The 19,309-nt window shown below is 49.9% G+C and carries 18 protein-coding genes; 15 read left to right on the top strand and 3 right to left on the bottom strand.

All coding sequences use genetic code 11. The features are described 5' to 3' along the window. Positions 1 to 90 precede the first annotated feature (90 nt). The 5 genes from KJS57_RS24120 to KJS57_RS24100 all read left to right on the top strand — a co-directional run bounded on the left by KJS57_RS24120 (position 91) and on the right by KJS57_RS24100 (position 4,861). The gene (locus tag KJS57_RS24120) at positions 91 to 669 is read left to right on the top strand and encodes a hypothetical protein (protein WP_213656584.1); all 579 of its coding nucleotides are present in this window, start codon (positions 91 to 93) and stop codon (positions 667 to 669) included. 202 nt (positions 670 to 871) lie between these two features. Next, on the top strand, positions 872 to 2,296 hold the full coding sequence (locus KJS57_RS24115) for an ABC transporter substrate-binding protein (protein WP_244861691.1): 1,425 nt from the start codon (positions 872 to 874) through the stop codon (positions 2,294 to 2,296). Between the two features lie 62 nt (positions 2,297 to 2,358). Continuing rightward, entirely contained in the window at positions 2,359 to 3,342 is a 984-nt protein-coding gene (locus KJS57_RS24110; RefSeq protein WP_211025865.1) for a carbohydrate ABC transporter permease, read from the top strand. Then, a complete protein-coding gene (locus tag KJS57_RS24105; RefSeq protein ID WP_213656583.1) occupies positions 3,335 to 4,189 on the top strand; it encodes a carbohydrate ABC transporter permease in 855 nt (284 codons plus the stop codon). The genes KJS57_RS24110 and KJS57_RS24105 overlap by 8 nt, the downstream gene beginning before the upstream one ends. A 201-nt stretch (positions 4,190 to 4,390) precedes the next feature. Continuing rightward, positions 4,391 to 4,861, top strand: a complete 471-nt coding sequence (locus KJS57_RS24100; protein WP_213656582.1) for a DinB family protein — start codon at positions 4,391 to 4,393, stop codon at positions 4,859 to 4,861. Between the two features lie 80 nt (positions 4,862 to 4,941). On the opposite strand, the gene KJS57_RS24095 is transcribed toward KJS57_RS24100, so the two are convergent. Next, positions 4,942 to 5,388, bottom strand: a complete 447-nt coding sequence (locus KJS57_RS24095; RefSeq protein ID WP_280520404.1) for a MarR family winged helix-turn-helix transcriptional regulator — start codon at positions 5,386 to 5,388, stop codon at positions 4,942 to 4,944. Positions 5,389 to 5,505: 117 nt separating this feature from the next. Here KJS57_RS24095 and KJS57_RS24090 point away from each other — a divergent pair, with 117 nt between their 5' ends. The 5 genes from KJS57_RS24090 (at position 5,506) to KJS57_RS24070 (ending at position 10,242) form a co-directional block, all read left to right on the top strand. Then, positions 5,506 to 6,000, top strand: coding sequence for a glutathione peroxidase (locus tag KJS57_RS24090; RefSeq protein ID WP_211025857.1), 495 nt, complete (start codon positions 5,506 to 5,508; stop codon positions 5,998 to 6,000). A 50-nt stretch (positions 6,001 to 6,050) separates the two neighbouring features. After that, entirely contained in the window at positions 6,051 to 6,425 is a 375-nt protein-coding gene (locus KJS57_RS24085) for an MmcQ/YjbR family DNA-binding protein (protein WP_211025855.1), read from the top strand. Positions 6,426 to 6,585: 160 nt separating this feature from the next. After that, positions 6,586 to 7,320, top strand: a complete 735-nt coding sequence (locus KJS57_RS24080; protein ID WP_213656581.1) for a hypothetical protein — start codon at positions 6,586 to 6,588, stop codon at positions 7,318 to 7,320. Between the two features lie 406 nt (positions 7,321 to 7,726). Next, on the top strand, positions 7,727 to 7,951 hold the full coding sequence (locus KJS57_RS24075) for a hypothetical protein (RefSeq protein WP_213656580.1): 225 nt from the start codon (positions 7,727 to 7,729) through the stop codon (positions 7,949 to 7,951). Between the two features lie 278 nt (positions 7,952 to 8,229). After that, the gene (locus KJS57_RS24070) at positions 8,230 to 10,242 is read left to right on the top strand and encodes a methyl-accepting chemotaxis protein (protein ID WP_213656579.1); all 2,013 of its coding nucleotides are present in this window, start codon (positions 8,230 to 8,232) and stop codon (positions 10,240 to 10,242) included. 72 nt (positions 10,243 to 10,314) lie between these two features. On the opposite strand, the gene lacZ is transcribed toward KJS57_RS24070, so the two are convergent. Continuing rightward, positions 10,315 to 13,425 carry a beta-galactosidase, LacZ type gene (gene lacZ / locus KJS57_RS24065; RefSeq protein WP_213656578.1) on the bottom strand — a complete coding sequence of 1,037 codons (3,111 nt, stop codon included), beginning with the start codon at positions 13,423 to 13,425 and terminating at the stop codon, positions 10,315 to 10,317. Positions 13,426 to 13,549: 124 nt separating this feature from the next. Between lacZ and KJS57_RS24060 the strand changes: the two genes are divergently transcribed. Then, a complete protein-coding gene (locus KJS57_RS24060) occupies positions 13,550 to 14,374 on the top strand; it encodes an AraC family transcriptional regulator (RefSeq protein WP_213656577.1) in 825 nt (274 codons plus the stop codon). A gap of 29 nt (positions 14,375 to 14,403) precedes the next feature. Here KJS57_RS24060 and KJS57_RS24055 read toward each other — a convergent pair whose 3' ends face one another. Next, entirely contained in the window at positions 14,404 to 15,327 is a 924-nt protein-coding gene (locus KJS57_RS24055) for an ArsR/SmtB family transcription factor (protein ID WP_213656576.1), read from the bottom strand. A gap of 180 nt (positions 15,328 to 15,507) precedes the next feature. Here KJS57_RS24055 and KJS57_RS24050 point away from each other — a divergent pair, with 180 nt between their 5' ends. The 4 genes from KJS57_RS24050 (at position 15,508) to KJS57_RS24035 (ending at position 19,141) form a co-directional block, all read left to right on the top strand. Beyond that, positions 15,508 to 17,004 carry an alpha-N-arabinofuranosidase gene (locus KJS57_RS24050; RefSeq protein ID WP_213656575.1) on the top strand — a complete coding sequence of 499 codons (1,497 nt, stop codon included), beginning with the start codon at positions 15,508 to 15,510 and terminating at the stop codon, positions 17,002 to 17,004. A gap of 7 nt (positions 17,005 to 17,011) precedes the next feature. Beyond that, entirely contained in the window at positions 17,012 to 17,290 is a 279-nt protein-coding gene (locus KJS57_RS24045) for a DUF6171 family protein (RefSeq protein ID WP_213656574.1), read from the top strand. A 171-nt stretch (positions 17,291 to 17,461) separates the two neighbouring features. Next, positions 17,462 to 18,115, top strand: coding sequence for a hypothetical protein (locus KJS57_RS24040; RefSeq protein ID WP_213656573.1), 654 nt, complete (start codon positions 17,462 to 17,464; stop codon positions 18,113 to 18,115). A 72-nt stretch (positions 18,116 to 18,187) separates the two neighbouring features. Next, on the top strand, positions 18,188 to 19,141 hold the full coding sequence (locus KJS57_RS24035; protein WP_213656572.1) for an SDR family NAD(P)-dependent oxidoreductase: 954 nt from the start codon (positions 18,188 to 18,190) through the stop codon (positions 19,139 to 19,141). Positions 19,142 to 19,309: the final 168 nt, after the last annotated feature.

Here is a 19,309-nt window from a genome sequence, read left to right as displayed (position 1 = left end):
TTATTTTCAAACGACTTCATATATAATACTTAAAATTAGGTAAAGACTAATTTTGTTAATACACCATGCCAAACACTACGGAGGTATAAGATGTTACAAGTTAAATCCAGCATTGGACGAGGTTTAAAAACAGCCACGCTTCTTCTGATTATTTGTGCCAGTATTTCTCTAGCCGGCTGCACCAATAAGCCGCAATCCGAGGCACCGGAAAAGGCGTCAGCACCTACTACGGAAGCCCCGGCCACGAGCGGATCGAATGCCAATAACTCGGCGGAACAGTCCAATCCGCAGGAGAACGACAAGACAGCTACCTTGGAAACGGAAGGTCTCCCTTCAGGCGTGAAGGTTAAAAAGACAATTCAAGATATTACGCTGAAAAATAATTATCATAAAAAGATCGAACTGCTTACCGACGGCGGCAAGCGGGTAACGATTACGGATGCCAACGGCGGTATTGTCGTGCTGAATCTGGAATATGAAGGAACGATCCTGAAGGCGGACGGCAAAAAGGTTACTGTTCAAGTTGATCAGGGAGAACAGAAAACAATTACAATTCCGGACACGATTGTGATTGAAGACGATGATCATCTCGGGTTGAAACAAGGCGTTGAAATCGAGTGGAACGTCGATGCGGACGGAAATATTCAAAGCGTAGAGCTGGATGATTAATAGATTTCCTCAGTCTTATAGAATAGCCTCACCCTCTTTCACTGGGGGTGAGGCTATTCTTCATTTCAGAGGGAGTAACGGAATCTAAAAATAGTGGAATTATTCCCAATGAACGTTCCCTTATGTCTAAGAACCATCGGCAATATAATTATGAATGCGGTTACAAAAAACCGAGGAACAAATATAAAGGGGGAGGCAAAGTATGAAACGCATGAAAGGCATGAAAGGCATGAAACGTTTTCTAATCGTAATTTCTGCAATGCTCGTGATGACATCCGCTCTTGCGGCATGTGGCGGTAACTCAAAAACTACCAATTCCACAGCAGACTCCAACCAACCCGCAAAAACCAACAACACTTCCGGAGAATCCAAGGGCAGTGGCGAGAAGGTCACTATTAACCTCTGGAGCTTTACGGATGAGATTCCGAACATGACCAAAAAGTATTTGGAAGTCCATCCCGACGCAAATGTGGAATTCAAAACTACAGTAATCGCAACTACCGATGGCGCTTATCAGCCTGCTCTTGACCAAGCCTTGGCGGGTGGCGGAAAAGACGCTCCGGATATTTATGCAGCCGAAGCGGCGTTCGTCCTCAAGTACACGCAGGGAGATGCATCCAGCTATGCCGCAAACTATGCGGACCTGGGCCTTGACGCTCAAAAGGTTAAGGATGCGGGGATTGCTCAATACTCGGTTGATATCGGCAGCAAAGACGGCGAAGTGAAGGCCCTCGGCTATCAAGCGACCGGCGGCGCCTTTATCTACCGGCGCTCGCTTGCCAAGGATGTGTTCGGAACGGATGATCCGGCAACGATCAAAAATGAAATAGGACCTGGCTGGGACAAGTTTTTCGGAGCAGCTGAGAAGCTGAAAGCCAAAGGATACGGCATCATTTCCGGCGACGGAGATATATGGCACGCAATTGAGAATAGTTCCGACAAAGGATGGATTGTCGACGGAAAGCTTCATATTGATCCGAAGCGCGAAGAGTTCCTCGATCTTGCCAAGAAGCTGAAAGATAACGGGTATCATAACGATACGCGTGACTGGCAGGAGTCATGGTTCGCTGATATGTCCGGCACCGGTGCACAACCAATCTTCGGTTTCTTCGGTCCTGCCTGGCTCATTAACTATACGATGAAGGATCAAGTGAAAGACACGAATGGCGACTGGGCTGTTACCGAGCCGCCGACTGGTTTCTTCTGGGGTGGCACTTGGTTGCTCGCCAACAAGGATGTAACCAAGAACGACGCCAAGAAAAAGGCTGTTGCTGACTTTATCAACTGGGTAACGCTCGATACCTCCGAAACCGGACTCCAATATTTCTGGGCTAACGGCACGATGAAGGAAGGCGAGCAAGGCACGAAGGATAGCGTTGCATCCTCCGTCGTCATGTCGAAGTCCAACGGCGAGATTCCGTTGCTCGGCGGGCAAAACATGTTCGACGTGTTCGTTCCGGCGAATGCCAATGCATCCGGTAAGAACTTAACCCAGTATGACGAATCGATTAACATGATATGGCGCGACCAAGTACGCGAATACACCGCAGGCAACAAGACACGCGACGAAGCCCTCGCCACCTTCAAACAACAGGTCAAAGACCAACTTAACATCGATAGCGAATAAGAAATCGGTCTAGGGGGCGGGGGATTATCCCGCCCCTTCATATCCATTAAAGAGGTGAGAGCATGCGCCGCAAAGGTGTGAACTACTCGAAATTCGGCTATATCTTTACCTTGCCGTTCGTCCTGGCATTCTTGATTTTCTCGCTGTATCCCATTTTATATACCGCAGCCATCGGATTCACCGATATGCAGGGGTTAATTCCAAAACCGATTCATATTCTGGATGATCCTTTTAAAAATTTTAAAGACCTCCTTTTTGATAACGTCTCTTTCCGGAAGTCTCTGCTCAACACGGGTTTGCTCTGGATCGTCAATTTCGTTCCTCAAATCCTTCTCGCGCTCCTGCTAACGGCTTGGTTCACGAACAAACGGCTCAACATTAAGGGGCAAGGGGCGTTCAAAGTACTGCTTTATATGCCGAATATTATTACTGCGAGTACGATCGCCATACTCTTCGGCACACTATTTGCCTATCCAATGGGACCTATAAATAGCTTGATTCAATTGCTGGGATGGTCCGATGCTCCAATTAACTTTCTTCAGGACAAGACGACTGCTCGAGGAATTGTTGCCTTCATTCAGTTCTGGATGTGGTACGGAAACACTATGATCATCCTTATTGCGGGCGTTATGGGTATTAATCCCGCCCTATTTGAGTCTGCGGCGATTGACGGAGCAAGCGGGTTTCAAACCTTCTTTCGCATCACGCTGCCGAGTCTCCGGACGATTTTGCTATTCACCCTCATCACATCGATGATCGGTGGTTTGACCATGTTCGATATTCCGCAGTTGTTCCTTTTGGGCGGACCGGACGAATCAACGATGACAACATCTATGTTCATATATGGGCAAGCGTTCAAGGGCAGCTATTTGTATAATCGCGCTGCAGCGGCGAGCATGATTATGTTCGTTATTGCAGGGATATTGTCCGCAGTGGTGTTCTACCTGATGCGCGACCGTGATGCTGAAAGATTGAAGAAGGCGGAAAAGAAGCTTAGAAAGTCTGCAAGAAGCAACAAAGAGGGAGGTATGACACATCATGGATAACAGCCCGAAAAGTGGAGCCGTGAATTTAAAAATAAGCAGGACGATTATTTATATCGTCTGTATCCTGTTGGCTCTCCTAAGCATCCTTCCGTTTTGGATCATGTTTGTAAACGCCACGCGCTCTACGGCGGAGATCCAAAGCGGGCTCTCTCTGCTGCCTTCAAGCCACTTTATGAGCAATTTGCAGGTACTGCTTGAAAAGAGTTTCGACCCGATTCGAGGGTTCCTGAATTCGTTTATTATTTCCGGATCGGCAACGATCCTGACGGTCTATTTCTCATCGTTAGCCGCCTATGGACTTGTGACTTATGACTGGAAGCTGCGTAAGCCATTCTTTACCTTTATCCTGTGTGTAATGTTGATTCCATCCCAGGCAAGCGCCATCGGTTTTTATCAGTTCATGTATAAATTGCATTGGACGAATAACTTTCTTCCGCTGATTCTTCCTGCGATTGCAGCGCCAGCGGTAGTCTTCTTCATGCGTCAGTATCTGCTCGCAACTCTGTCGATAGAGATCGTGGAAGCAGCGCGTGTGGACGGGTCCGGTGAATTCAAGACATTCAACCGCATTATTCTGCCGCTGATGATTCCGGCCGTGGCGACCCAGGCCATCTTTGCCTTTGTGGCAAACTGGAACAACCTGTTCATGCCGCTGATTCTCCTGACACAGAAAGAAAAATATACGATGCCGATCATGGTAAGCTTGCTGCGCGGCGATATTTACAAGACGGAATTCGGCTCGATTTATATGGGGCTGGCCTTGACGGCGTTACCGCTGTTTGTGGTGTACTTCCTGTTATCCCGGTATATTATCGCAGGCGTAGCGCTGGGAGGCGTCAAAGAATAAGGCCATCAAGCCGTTAATCCGGCCGATACTACACCGACTTTCCTAAGGATGTCTTGAAGCTAATGCTTCCGGGGCATCCTTATTTGCCGTTTCTATAATTGAGGATAGCTACGAACCTCACGGATTGCCTTTAGTTTGTTTTGCGAACATAAGTTCTGATAAAATAATGAGATAACATTTGGATGGAGAGGGTGAGAGTTAATGAATGCTTTAGAGGGTGTAGTTTGGAATTTGGAAGAGATTCGCCGCAGAAGTTTGATTCTTTGGGAGAGCATTCCTGCCGAATACTTGGATTGGAGACCGGATTCTGATGCCATGAGCGTGAAAGAAATGATCCGGCACGTTTTGGATAGTGAACGTTATTATCATCTTGCCTTATTGAATGAAGGAAGCGTGGCTGATTATGAATCCCCCTATGACAAAAGGGAGTTTACGACCCTTAAAGAGGAGCTTGGCTTTTCAGAGCCATATCGGAAAGCCTTTATGGATACCGTAAGATCTTACTCACCGGAGGATCTATCCAACATAAAGATCGATCGAAGCGACGTTGGGTATATCCGTGCTTTAGGGGATATGCTTTTGAGAATTGCCTACCATGAAGCGGTTCATACCGGGCAACTTTTAGATTATTTGAGAAGCGCGGGAGTGAAGAGACCGAAGATTTGGGATTAATATATTGAAAAGGTGATTGAACTCCGGAAACAATAGATGGCCCCTTATTTCTCTTTCCGGTTGAAATAAGGGGCCTCGCTTTAAGATTCCACCGCTTCATCGACCTTGCGGAGCAGGGACTGAAGCTGCGCACGGAGCGGTTCGAGTTCCTCCTGCCGGAGTCCGGCGCCGGAATACAGTTGGGCGGGAACTTCCGCAGCACGCGTCTTGAGCGCGCGTCCTTCGTCGGTCAACTCGATGATGACGTTGCGCTCATCGGCTTTGCTGCGGGTGCGGGTCAAAAGGCCCTGCGATTCCAGCTTCTTGAGCAGGGGCGTAAGCGTTCCTGAATCGAGATACAGGCGGGCGCCAAGCTCTTTGACGCCGATGCCGTCTTTTTCCCACAGCGCGAGCAGGGTAATATACTGCGTATACGTAAGCCCAAGTTTGGATAAGATCGGGCGGTACAGCTTCGTTATCTCGCGGGAACAGGCGTAGAAAGCGAAACATAGTTGATTCTCCAGCTTGAGCAGTTCGTCTTCGGGTATCACGGAACAATTCTCCTTACATACATAATTGGATCTAATTATAACACGCTTATATTTGACGCATCAAATTAAATTGTATAAAATCTAATTTATAAAACCTAACCGGAGGAGATCATAATGTCTGTCTACGATTACGAGGTAAAGACGATTCGCGGGGAAAAGAAAACGCTGGCCGAGTATAGAGGGCAAGTGCTATTGATCGTCAACACTGCGACGAAGTGTGGATTTGCTCCGCAGTTTAAAGGCCTGCAACAACTGCATGATGAATATGGAGCCCAGGGATTCGCGGTGCTTGGTTTTCCATGCGGCCAGTTCGCGAACCAAGAGGAGGAGGGTGACGAGGCCATCGCCCAGGCTTGTGAGCTGAACTTTGGCGTATCGTTTCCTCTTTTTGCAAAGATTGACGTGAAGGGGGACGAAGCTCATCCGCTATTCAAGTATCTAAGCGATAAGGCGCGGGGCGTGCTGGGATCGAAGTCGATCAAGTGGAACTTCACGAAATTTCTGATCGACCGGGAAGGCAATGTCTTGAAGCGGTTTGGACCGAACGAAACCCCGGAAAAAATCGAAAATGAGATCATACAGCTGCTAACGGAGTCGGCGCGTGTATAATTAATGATGACGAGTCATTTCGTTTATCAAGAATATAAGGAGAGATACCTGTGTACAGCAAGCTCACCGCTTATTGCCTTTCCAAGAAAGGAGCTGTAGAGGATTATCCGTTCGGGCCGTCGCCGCTGGTTATGAAGGTAGGAGGCAAAATGTTTGCACTGATTACCCGGGCGGAAGCCGACGATGAAGTTCAAATTTCGCTGAAATGCGATCCGGTTATCGCAGCCAATCTGAGGGAACAGCATGAATGCGTTCGGCCCGGTTATCATCTGAACAAAAAGCACTGGAACACCGTAGCCGCCGACGGCAGCCTCGCCGTGGATGACCTGAAAGCGATGATCGATCATTCCTATGAATTGGTGCTCGCCAGTTTAACCAAAGCGGCTCGTGAATCGGTTCTTCTAAAAATAGGGGGGAGCAGGTAATTCCTGCTCCTCCTTCCCTTTTCTAATACCTTCATGTCTTCATGTTTGCCTTACCTTCCATATGAAATGCCCTTCTCATTTTTCAATTCGCTGAATTCGCCGCGGGTCTTAGAACAAATTGCTCCTTGCCATCGTCTATGTATCAAAAGGGGGGCTTAACATGAAATTATTCACGTTGCTGCTTGGTTTTGCAATGATTATAGGCGGATGCTCTGCTGGAAAGATCCAACCGAATCCAAATTCAAATTCAAATCCGATTAAAGGGAATTCGATTATTGATTGGGTCGACTTTGTGAAGCTGAACGATCAGACCTACACAGGCATGTATGAATTGGTGTTGAGTGATCCCGACGATGTCACAGATGAGGTTGTAGGAGAGGTGAAGTTTAAGGTAGGGGATGTGGTTACGAATCCTGATTATAAGACCCAGCCCGGGGATGCCGCTTTTTTGGAAATCGGCACGAAGCTGTATCAGGTCAAAGGATTTGCCAAGGAAGAATTGATCGCTGCGAAGGACGAGACATCCATTGGCGGATATCGTCTATATGCAGGAGAAGATCACGCCCGAACGCTTGGACTACGGTATAAGGATATACCAAAAGATCAGGTGGCCAGCGTCGCCTTGTACCGGTTCGATGAGACCGCCCCGTTTAATACACTGAAGGATCGGGATAAGGAGCGTTTCATAGAACTCTTGGATCATGGAACGGATAAGCCGGGCTATTCGCCTGAGAACAAAGATGGAGATCCTGACTATTATCAAATGGTCTTCTTCATGGAAAATGGGCAACTCGGATATGCCTATTCGCTCGCTGATGATGGGGTTCATGTGTTCTTCCACCCTTGGGACACCCGACTTGTGAAGGATGAAATCCGTAATTGGTTAAAGCCCTAGCCAGCTCCTCTCCTGTTTTTCCGGTTCCGGTACCTTTCGGCACTTTCATTTCCATTCGGCAGTACCAGCCCTTCTCAGTTCCAGTCTAACGGACACCAGGGACTCTATTGGATCGATAACGGCTACTTTGCAAAGCTAACGGACACACAGGACCTTAACTAAGTTGATTGACCCGAAAACATGCGTTCAATCAGCATTTAAGGGCCGTCATGTCCGTTAGAGTTTGAAATGTCATGAATTTGGCGTTTTAAGGGCCGTGGTGTCCGTTAGCCGAGACCTATCGCAGGCTGGACCCATGTGTCTGAGATCGAACTAGCTAAGACGAATCGTCGGTTGTTAGCATGCCCGTAGCTGGATAGCAAAGCTGCCCGTAAGGCAATGCTGCTTCGAAAGGATGTTGCTATCCATGAATCATGGGAAAATGGAGGTCCTGTTTGATACCTCGCCGGTGCTGGAAATCGATGACGGAGGATTGCTCGACCGCACCTCCTATGTTGCAGGCGGCCGGATCCTATGGAGTGAAGTTGAGTCGATCTCGATCATTAATGTTGCTAACCAGTTGACGATCGGCATCCGTTACGGAATCCCCAAGCTTTTTTGGACAGCAAGAACGGTATCCAGCGCTGGTTGATTTCGGTCAACCAGAAGCTGACAGGGGCTCCTGTCAACATTTCACGTCCAGGTATGACGGTTCCGATTACGGAGATTTATGAGGCTATGCTGCTGAGATGGGAACAATATCAATAAGTAATATACTCCTTACATGGACGAAGCGCAGGAAGTATTCCTGCGTTTTTTATTTATTTTCGAAAAATCAGGTTTAGCCGGGCAGAGATCTAATGATAATGTCGATTTATGTCGATAAAATATCATAGATTGTATATCGTGAGAATAAAAGGGGAAATCATTATGAAATCATTCACCGGAGTTTGGCGCAAGCTGGACACATTGAAATTGAAATTACCCGTATTGTTGCTGGTGCTGTCCATTATTCCTTTGTATGTCGTTTCCATGTTGCTCGGCACCAGTTTTACCGATGTGGTAAGGGATAAAGTGAAGCAGCAGCAGGTAATGACAGCCGAAGCTAATGCGGACGCCTTGAATGACATGCTGCAGGGGAAAATAGGCGCTTTTGAAAATGCAGTCAAGGAGTACCATCCTGTGCTGCTTTCCGGGGATCAGGAACAGATCCTGCCGCTCCTTAAAGGAATGAAGGCTTTGAATCCGGACGTACAGTCGATCTCGTATTCAACGGCAGATGGGCAGTCTTTTGACCAGAAAGGAACGCAGCTGGATTTATCGGGTTTCTCTAATTTTCAGCGGGTTAAGCAGGAGAAGACGCTTGGTATCTCTGACATCCTGATGGATACGACAAGCGGCGAACAAAGCATCATCATTGACATCCCGATCACGAATAACAGTGGAGAGTTCGGGGGCTTGATCCAGGTCATTCTGTTGCCGGGTAATATTCAAAAGGAATTGAATCATAATTTGATGAGCGAGACCAGCTATTCCTACCTGTTATCTTCCTCCGGGGTATACATGTCCCACCTAACAGCAGAGAAGGTTGGAAAAGATTTCAGAGACTACGCGAATGCTGCGAAAATCAAAACTTATGAGGAGCAGGTATTGGCCAAAGATTCGGGAACCGTCGACTATGTCGAAGAGGACGGCACAGCCAAGATCGCTTCTTTTGCCAAGGTGGAACTGACGGGCTGGAAGGTACTCGTCTCCGGCAATAAACATGACCTGATGAGCGGAGCGGAGAAAAGTCAGAAGAAAGCCGACCTCTTTATTTTGATCTGTACGGTGGCGCTAGCCATGATCGCGCTGTTGATCTCCTTCTTCATTATGAGGGTGATTATAAGAATGACGAAGTTGATGCAGAGGGTGGCCGTCGGTGATCTGACCGAAAGGTTGGAAACAGGGAGAGGCCATGATGAACTTCAACAGTTAAAACGAAATATGAACGGGATGCTGGATTCCTTTTCGCATATGATTGAACGGATCACCGATTCGATTCAGCATACAGCGGCCTCGTCCGAGGAACTGTCTGCTATTGCAGAGAGCTCCGTGCAAACCTCCGAAAATACCGCTAAATCGGTAGAGGGAATGATTAAGGGCGCGACGACGCAGACGGAGAGCTCCGAGCAATCGGCTGTCGCGATCGAGGAAATGGCAGCCGGCATTCAGCGAATCGCCGAATCGGCAGGAGCAGTGAATCAACAGGTGCAGGATATGTACAGTGAAGTTGCCACCGGCGAACAAGTGGTGGATGAGGCCGTTATGGTCGTCAGCAGCGTGAAAGACAGCGTGAGCAAATCGGTTGCCATGATGCAGGCATTGGAGTCGAAATCGCAAGAAATCAACGAAATCGTCGGCTACATTTCCGCGATTGCCGCACAAACAAACATCTTGTCGTTGAATGCAGCGATTGAGGCTGCCCGGGCCGGTGAGCATGGGCGAGGATTCGCCGTAGTCGCCGGTGAGGTGAAGAAGCTGGCCGAGCAGACGACCGCGGCAGCAAGTAATGTGACCGCCATTCTATTGGATCTTCAAGGCGCGGCCTCGGACAGCGGAAAAGCGGTTGTGGAAGGAATTGCCGATGTTGAAAGAAGCGTAGTCCAAATGGTTAAAGTAAAGGACGTGTTCGACACGGTTCAAGAGGCTGTGAGAGGCGTTACTTCCCAGATTGAAGAAGTGTCTGCGGCGACCGAAGAGCTCTCGGCCAGTGCCGAGCAGGTTTCGGCTTCCATGGACGAAATGGTCGCCATTTCACGGGAGTCACTGACCGAGCTGAAAGGAATAGGCAACGGGGCGGAGGAGCAGCATCAAGCCATGGAAGAGATTTCTTCCTCCTCCCAATCGTTAAGCCAAATGGCTGCGGAATTACAGGAAATGATCAAGAAATTCAGCATATAAACCTGACCCATCAAAAGAAGCCGGAGCATCCGCAATTTGCGGTGCTCCGGCTTTGTTCATTCGCAGGCTTCGTTAGATCGGACGCAGCGTAAAGGTAAAACGGTAAGGCCGATTAGCGGGCAGCGTATAGGCTTCATGCGTCGGTGCTCCCCAGCTGTCGTCACCGCCCACGCCCATCTGCATGTAATTCACCCGTACCACGGTTTTATGGCTGACGGGCAGCTTGTATCCATGATCGTGGTCCTCAAGTTCCTCCGGCGTCCAAGGGAGGACGTTCCATTCAAACGGAACCGCGGAGTCGAAACGCAGGCCGTGTCCTTCAGTTCCCTGTGTAACTTGTGCAAACCGGACGTCGGTTTTATTGCCGCATTCCTGCGGTCTCAAATACGGGATGTACTGGTCCCGAACCGCTCCGGAGTAGAGCCCAAGCCGGGCACCCGTTTTACGGTCGGCGTAGCTGTCATGCGGCCCCCGGCCGTACCAGACGGCCGTGTCCAGATCTTCGCTCAGCTCGAGCAAGAGTCCGAACTCCGGAAGCTGTGGCAAGCCTTCGGCCGGAACAAGAGTTTGCTCGACGTCGATCGAACCGTCCGGATGAATCCGGTAGACGAGGGACAGAGTGCAAGCAGGCTGATTCGTCCACATGTAATCGGTTGTAACGACGCAATCGGCCCCATCCATACGATAGTCAAACCGGATCAACCGGCGGGTGGCAGGGGCGCTTCTCCAGAAGCCGCACCGATCGGCCAGCTTGTTGCCGCGATCGTTGTCGGTGACGGCCCGCCAGAAGTTCGGTCTGACCGGACTCAGCAGCTGTTCTTTACCGGCTCTGGAATAAGACGTAAGTTCTCCCGTGGACCGGTTAAAGCGTATCGATGAATCCAGACATGTGAGAAGGAGTTCCTCCGACGTTTCCTCCGTTTGCACCGGAGCATCAAGGAAAACGGTGCGCAATGGAAGGAGGCGAGGCGACAAAACAAATTGTCCCCAGGCTACTTCATGTCCGGACTGGGCCCACTTCTGATCTCTTGTCGTTTTGAAGGAGATCGTGAGCACCGATTCTTTGGCGAAATCATTCGGCAGCTCAAAAGGAATCGTGATTTCTGCACACTCTCCCGGCGGAACCGAAGTCTCCAGGATGCCGCTTTGGACGACCAACCCGTCTTGCGCCAATTCCCAATTCAATGAATAGTTGCTCAAATCCGTAAACAGGAACCGGTTCGTGATCCGAATCAGTCGGTTCTGCAAATCGGCGGCTTCTACTTTTACATCCTGATAGCATTTCTTCACTTCCAGCAATTTCGGCGTCACCGTCCGGTCGGCAAATATAAGGCCGTTGCCGCAGAAAGTACCGTCATGCGGCGACTCCCCGAAATCTCCACCGTAAGCGAGATATTCGGTGCCATCCGGCGTCGTCGTGCGAATCGCCTGGTCGACCCAATCCCAGATGAATGCGCCCTGGAGGATTTCATAACGGTCGAAGAGCTCCCAATACAGGTGGAGCCCGCCACAGGAATTGCCCATCGCATGGCTGTACTCGCACAGGATGTACGGCTTCTGCGGATCGTTCTGCGCGTAACGTTCAACATCCGCGGGCTTCACGTACATCGTGGATTCTATGTCGCTCGCCGCTTCCGACTTTCTGTAATGGAAGATGCCTTCATAATGGACGAGCCGGGTAGGATCTGCTTGTTTCAGGAAATCGTGCATGGCGATAAAGTTATCGCCGCCGAACGATTCATTTCCCAGCGACCAAATGATGATGGACGGGTGGTTTTTGTCCCGTTGGAGCATGGAGTTGCAGCGGTCGAGGACGTTGTCGCGCCATTCGGGTCTGCTGCCCGGTACATTGAATTCGTTCAGTTCCTTTTGATTGTATTGCCAAGTGCCATGCGTCTCCAGATTGGTCTCATCGATCACATACAAACCGTATTCGTTGCAAAGCTCATACCAGAGGGTTTGATTTGGATAATGAGAGGTTCTGACAGCATTCACGTTATGCGTCTTCATTAATTCAATATCCCGGATCATGTCCTCCCTGCCCAAAGCGCGGCCGGTTTCCGGTGAAAATTCATGCCGGTTCACGCCTTTGAAAACAATCCGCTTGCCGTTGATTTTCATCAATCCGTCCTTCAACTCGAACTTGCGGAACCCGGTTTTGCAGCTGACAGCTTCGACTACGCGGCCCTCTCGGTCCTTCAAGGACAAGACCAGCGTGTACAGGTGGGGCGTTTCCGCGCTCCATTTCAACGGATCATGAACCGTAGTTGTTAGCTGCGCCGTACGGGATTCCCCGCCATGAACGGAAAAAGCGAAGGATAGCGGATGTGCCAAAACGGCTTGTTCGCTTGCGTCAAACAGCTGGGCCTCGACCGTGAATTCTTCGAACTTTTCCCCATCGCGTACATCATCTATGGTTATGTCCACCAGCAGTTCCGCATCCCGGTATTGGGCATCCAGTTCACTGCGGACGAAGAAATCGAATATATGAACCGGGGAGGGCGAGTACAAATAGACGTCCCGGAAAATGCCGCTAAGCCGCCAGAAATCCTGATCCTCCAGCCAGCTCGCATCACACCAGCGGTACACCTCGACAGCCAGCTTGTTCTCTCCTTCAACCAGATAGGGGGTAATATCGAATTCGGCTGGCGTAAACGTATCTTCGCTGTACCCGGCCAGCTCTCCGTTGACCCACACATAAAAGGCGGATTCCACGCCTTGAAAGCTTAGAATGACCGGCCGGTCCGCCCAAGCTTCGGGAACGGTGAACTTACGGAGATACGAACCGACAGGATTGTAAGCGGTTGGCGCAAAAGGAGGGCTCAGCTCAGGCTCCGATTCCGCCCAAGGATAACGGACATTCGTATATTGCGGGTAATCGTACCCCTGGAGCTGCCAATGGGAAGGAACGGGCATATCTCCCCAGCTGCTGGCATCATAATCGGTTTCATAGAAGGACTTGATCCGCTGCTCCGGCGTTTCGGCAAACGCAAACTTCCAAACCCCGTTCAAGGAACGATAGTAAGGAGACGAAGCCGGATCGCCGGCAAGAGCATCCGATATGGACGGAAAGGGCATCATCGGAGCATGGGCCGGGAGCCGGCCAAGCTGGAAAATGTCCGGATTGTTGTTCCATTCGGGATAACCGTTAGCGGGAGGCGAATAAACCAGTTTTTTACGCATCGATAAGCACCTTTCTTATTCAATGATATAATTATATTGTCATTATACGATCGAACCATTCCACACAAAATAAAGAATATGAGTATTCTATATCAAAATATGAAACTAAAGGAGGGAGCGCGGGATGAAAGATGCGTTCCTGTTTTCCCACACGGAGGAGACCGCAGGGCTTCCCGTCTTTATGACGACGCTGGGGTATTGGCAGCACCAATCGGAGACCGACCGGCCATCGGGGTTTCCCGATTATCAGTTACACCAGGTCCTCGGCGGCCAAGGCAAACTGGTGCTCGGGGAAGAAGAATACGTGATGGGTCCGGGCGACATATTCTTCCTTTTTCCTGGTGTCCCGCATCGTTATATGCCGGTCAGTACGCAATGGGAAATCGCCTGGGTGTCGTTCCACGGCAGGGAGGCAAGTCACTTGCTTTCCTATGCGGGAATTAACAGATCGGGCGTAGGGAAACTTCGTTCAGGGACTCTGATAAAAGGAATTGAACAGATGCTGGCGATGGAAGGAAAGGATGCAGCGGATTTCGAAGTTGAATGTTCGAAGTTGCTCTATTCGGTGCTCCTGGACCTAAAAAAACTCCTCATCGAGCCGGCTGGCCGAAATGAGGAGTTGGAACGGTTGAAGCCGGTGCTCCGGCATATCGCGCAACATTTGCATCGGCCTTTGCCTCTTGCCGAACTGGCCGAAGTTGCCTCGGTCTCGCCCCAATATTTATGCAGACTGTTTCAGAAGACGATGAAAATGAGGCCGCTCTATTACGTGAACCAGGAGCGGGTCAGTCAAAGCAAAAAGCTGATGTTCATCGAACGGAACAAAAAAATATACGAGATTGCCCACCAGGTTGGTTACGAGAATCCGAGTTATTTTTGCGCGGTGTTTAAACGTCATACCGGCATGAGTCCGGAGGACTTCAAAAAATTGCACGGGTTAAGTTCATAATCGAAGAGGCAGAGCCGCCCCGGAGTTGGTTACGAAATTCGGCCCCCCGCCTCCATATAAAACAGCTCAAGCGCCAGATGATTATTGTAATTTCCGAACCCTTTGCCGAACAAAGTTAATCCTCCAATATGAACCGCATCATCCTCGACGGATAAACGGAACGTCCACTCTTTGCGCTTCAAGTTAAGGTCCTGCAACTTTACGTCCGACAACTTGAGCCCATCCATAAAGGTGCCTTCCTCCGTAATGCGCAGCTGCTTCAGTAAACCGTACTGGTTCGTATAGGCAGGCCACCAATCAGGCGTATATTTGCCCTGCCGGTCGCCATAATCCCCGGGACTGGTCCAGGTGCCGACAGTAACTCCGTTAAACTTGAAGGTAATGTCGGACGGGTAGTTATTGTTGGTTGACGGCGCCTCCGATGCGATCTCCATGGTCAGCACAAGCTCCGTCGGCTGCTCGCTGGACAGCAAGTAATTCGGGGCCTTATACTCTACGAAACCTTTGCCGAACCAAAGGACAGAGGCATCGGTACGCTCCGGATCCCAAAAATAACGGGGGTCGTCGAAGCTGCCGATAATTTTGTCCGTGGTAGCCAGACCGCAGGTCGGCTCGATATGAAAATCGGAATAATGGCCGACCGGGATTTCGACCCGATGGCTCTTGCGCCCGGAGGGACCGCCCGCAAGGATTTGAATTTCCGCGCCGGTCATGGCGAGGGAACAGACCTTTTGCAAGCCGCTTTTTCCGGGCATCATTTGTGTTGCAATGAGTCCGGCCTCGGACAGCTTGCGGACATGCATCGTCATAATCGCGCTCGATAATCCGGTCGCGCTTGCCAAGTCTTTAATATTCATCGGGCGCTCCGTCAACAGTCGCAGGACATGCAGTCGTACCGAACTGGCGAGCGCTTCATATACGGGAAGGGATGCTTCCGTAAGATCAAGATTCATTTGAGTTCCACCTTATAGACATTTGATTAACAAATATATTAATCAAATTAAACCCCTTTTGCAAGCTTTAACGTCAAATTTTCCATTTTCCCGATTGACGAATGGAATGTATGCTGACTATAATGTTTATATAAATATAAACTGATTAATAAAATTATTAACTTAAGGAGTGAATCATTCATGACGCTGCAAGGTGTACTTAACGCCGATCTCGGACAAGGAAGCATTAACCGCAATATTTACGGGCATTTCTCCGAACACTTGGGAAGATGTATTTACGAAGGAATTTGGGTTGGCGAAGACTCACCTATTCCTAATACGAACGGAATTCGCAACGATGTCTTGGAAGCGCTTAAGCAAATTAAAATTCCGGTGCTCCGCTGGCCGGGCGGATGCTTCGCGGATGAATATCACTGGAAGGACGGCATCGGTCCGAGGGAAGCTCGTAAAGAGATGATCAATACCCATTGGGGCGGCGTGGTCGAGAACAATCATTTCGGGACCCACGAATTCATGGAGCTGTGCGCGCAATTGGAGTGCGAGCCTTACATCAACGGGAATGTGGGCAGCGGTACGGTTCAGGAAATGTCCGAATGGGTTGAGTATTTGACGTTCGGCGGCAAATCGCCGATGTCCGATCTTCGCGGCCAAAACGGGCACGAAGAACCATGGAAGGTTACCTACTTCGGAGTGGGGAACGAAAACTGGGGCTGCGGAGGAAATATGCGTCCCGAGTATTACGCGGATTTATACCGCCGCTTCCAAACTTATGTCCGGAATTACGATGACAATAAAATCCACCGGATCGCCTGCGGTCCGAATTCGGACGATTATAACTGGACGGAAGTGCTGATGCGCGAGGCCGGACGGTTCATGGATTCCATTACGCTCCATTACTACACTCTTCCTACCGGCGACTGGACAGACAAAGGGGAAGCGACCGGATTTGACGAAGCGGCCTGGTTTACGACGTTGAAAAAGGCGATGTATATGGATGAGCTCATCACCCGTCACAGCACGATTATGGATAAATATGATCCGGAAGGCCGGGTCGGACTTATTGTCGATGAATGGGGAACCTGGTACAACGTAGAGCCGGGAACGAATCCGGGCTTCCTGTACCAGCAGAACACAATCCGCGACGCGTTGGTAGCGGGGTTGACGTTCCACATTTTCCATAAGCACAGCGGCCGGGTCCGGATGGCGAATATCGCCCAAACCGTCAACGTGCTTCAAGCCGTCATTCTGACGGAGGGAGAGAAGATGATTCTGACGCCGACCTATCATGTGTTCGATATGTATAAGGTCCATCAGGACGCAGAATTGCTGGAACTGTCGCTCGACGGCGGCAGTTACAAGCTGGGCGACGAGGAGATTCCGGCCGTGACGGCTACGGCGTCCCGCGATGCACAAGGGGCCATTCATATCAGCTTCTGTAATCTCCAGGCCGATTCGGCAAGTCAAGTGAAGCTCGATCTGCGCGGCCTGGCTTTAGGCGACCTGAGCATTACGGGCAGCACGCTGGCCGGCGACAAAATCGATGCCCACAACACGTTCGAGCAGCCGGAGGCCGTTGCGCCGAAAGCATTCAACGATTTCTCCCTGGAAAACGGTGCGTTGTCCGTAACGCTTCCGGCCATGTCGGTGACGACGCTGGAGCTGGCGGTCAAAGCGTAGGATCACCATGGCGGAGACCTCCTGCAAAGCTTGCCGCGACGATTATAAAGTTACCGATGCCCAAATGGAACGACTGCTCAAAACGTCGATGTTCGCACCGGAGCGGCGGGTTAGCGAAGCGGAGTACCAAGACCGGCTGGAGCATTGCCGTTCCTGTCCTAAGCTGCGGGACGGGGTGACGTGTACGGCCTGCGGCTGCATCATCCCGGTGATCGCCTGGCTGAAGGAACGTTCATGCCCGCTGCCGGGCGGCGGTTTGTGGAGTGCTGTTAAGGCTAGCGAATGATCCCTGACGGTGAACGTATTGTGGAATGCACATATGAGGCTTAAGTATAAAGACAGTTGAGTTTACTCAACTGTCTTTTTTTCGTTTCATTTAGTCTGAACCTGGGCAGCCAGGAAACAATATCCACTCGCCTTGCGTCTAAATATACGTCTAAGTAATGGAGGTGTAGTGATGAAGCTTTTATACATTTTGCTGATGGTTGCAACTTTGACAACAGGCTGCTCGCAATCTAATCTCAAGTCAATTTTCGGGCCTAATTCGGAATCGGATTATCCGGATTATATCCAGGTTGGCGATAAGTTTTACATCCAAGCTTGGGAACTGGCATTAGTAAATAATACACCTGAAATTATTGAATTTGGCAAAGTTGAACGCGCATCCGTAATATCGAAGGGCACGCCTGTTTACGAAATTCCAGGCTACCCTGAGCAGGATGTGGTTGCCGTAAAGACCGACAGCAATAATACTGGGTTGGTAACGAATATCTCCGGTTATCTCATCTATGTACAGCAAGAGGAGAATGGAGAATCTCATTATTCTGAGATTGCAGGTCAGCAATTTACACAGATCCAAATTTTTAAGGGGAGAGATTTACTGAGAGAACTGAAAGGTGAAGATGTGGATGCGTTTCTCCGCCTATTCAACCAGCAGGGGCCTCATAACGAATTTCAAGCCGGGGATGGAACGATATATACTATAGTACTTATCGGTGATCAACCGTTAGGCTACAACTATGGGCTTAGAGAGAAGGATGGCCGGTTTGGACTTTCTCATATTGAGAGCAAGCTTCCGGACGAGATCGCGGACTATTTTACATCTAAATAAAAGTTGTAGATCACAGACTGGGGCAGATGCAGTAAGATAGTTGTTAAAAGGGAATGAATCCGGGAGGATGATATGGAAAAGAAGTATGTGGTGATCACGGGGGCGAATTCAGGAATCGGCAGGGCGGCTGCGCAAAAGTTCGCGGCGGAAGGATATCATGTCATTATGGCTTGCCGGAATATGGAGAAGGGGAGAGCCGTTCAGTCAGAAATTATAAGCCGATCGCCCCAAGCTAAGGTGGATTTGATGGAGCTTAACGTTTCGTCCTTCGATTCAATCCGTGCGTTTTGCTCCGCATATCAAGCCGGATACCCGCGTTTGGATGTTTTAATACATAATGCAGCTTACTTGAATCACGGGGAAAAAGAGTATTTGCTCAGCGCCGATGGTATCGAATTGTCGTTTGCGACGAATACGTTCGGACCCTTTCTGATGACCCGTTTACTGGAACAACATCTGGTCAAATCGCAGGACCCGCGAATCCTGCATGCCTGCACAACGAACATCAAGCATTTTTTTGATCCCAAGCGGGAAATTGACTTTGATAATCTGCGCGGCGAATACCGCGACAGCCGGCCTTATAGCGTCTATAAGATGTATGGCGATTCGAAAATGGCTCTGCTATTGTTGACCATCAAAATGGCGGAGGATTATGAGCGCAGGGGAGTTCCCATCAAGGTCAATGCTTTGCAAATCAACCGCGTCAAATTGTCCGACGAGACGATCCAAAAGATGAGCCCACGCTGGAGACTCATGGCCAGAGCTCAAAATTGGACCAACCCGCTGCCGTCCGGTATGGCCGAAACTTATTTCAACATCTGCACCTCGGAGGAATGGCGCGAGGTGACGGGCCGGTTGATCAATCATAAGCGGGAGCTGGTGCAGCCTGCGTCCAACGAGAAGGGGCTGGCGCAGATCGGCAATATTTTCGGTGCAAAAACCTACCCCGCTTATGCGACAGATGTCCGGAATTTAGAGCGAATGTGGAGTTTGGGCGTCGAATTAACTGGGAATGAAATAGAATAACAGAACACGACTCATAGAAAACGCCGCAAGGCGTTTTTTCTTGTTTGCGTGCCCAGCTAAGCACGCATCTTCTAGCCGGTGAAAGTCCGGTCGCGGGAGGAGCCAAGTCCCCGCGTAGCTAGGATACTTGCGTACGGCGAGATCTGTGCGTAAAAGCGTATCGACAAA

The sequence above is a fragment of the Paenibacillus vini genome (genome assembly GCF_018403325.1).
GTDB lineage: Bacteria > Bacillota > Bacilli > Paenibacillales > Paenibacillaceae > Fontibacillus > Fontibacillus vini.
This window is presented reverse-complemented; position numbering and strand designations above follow the sequence as displayed.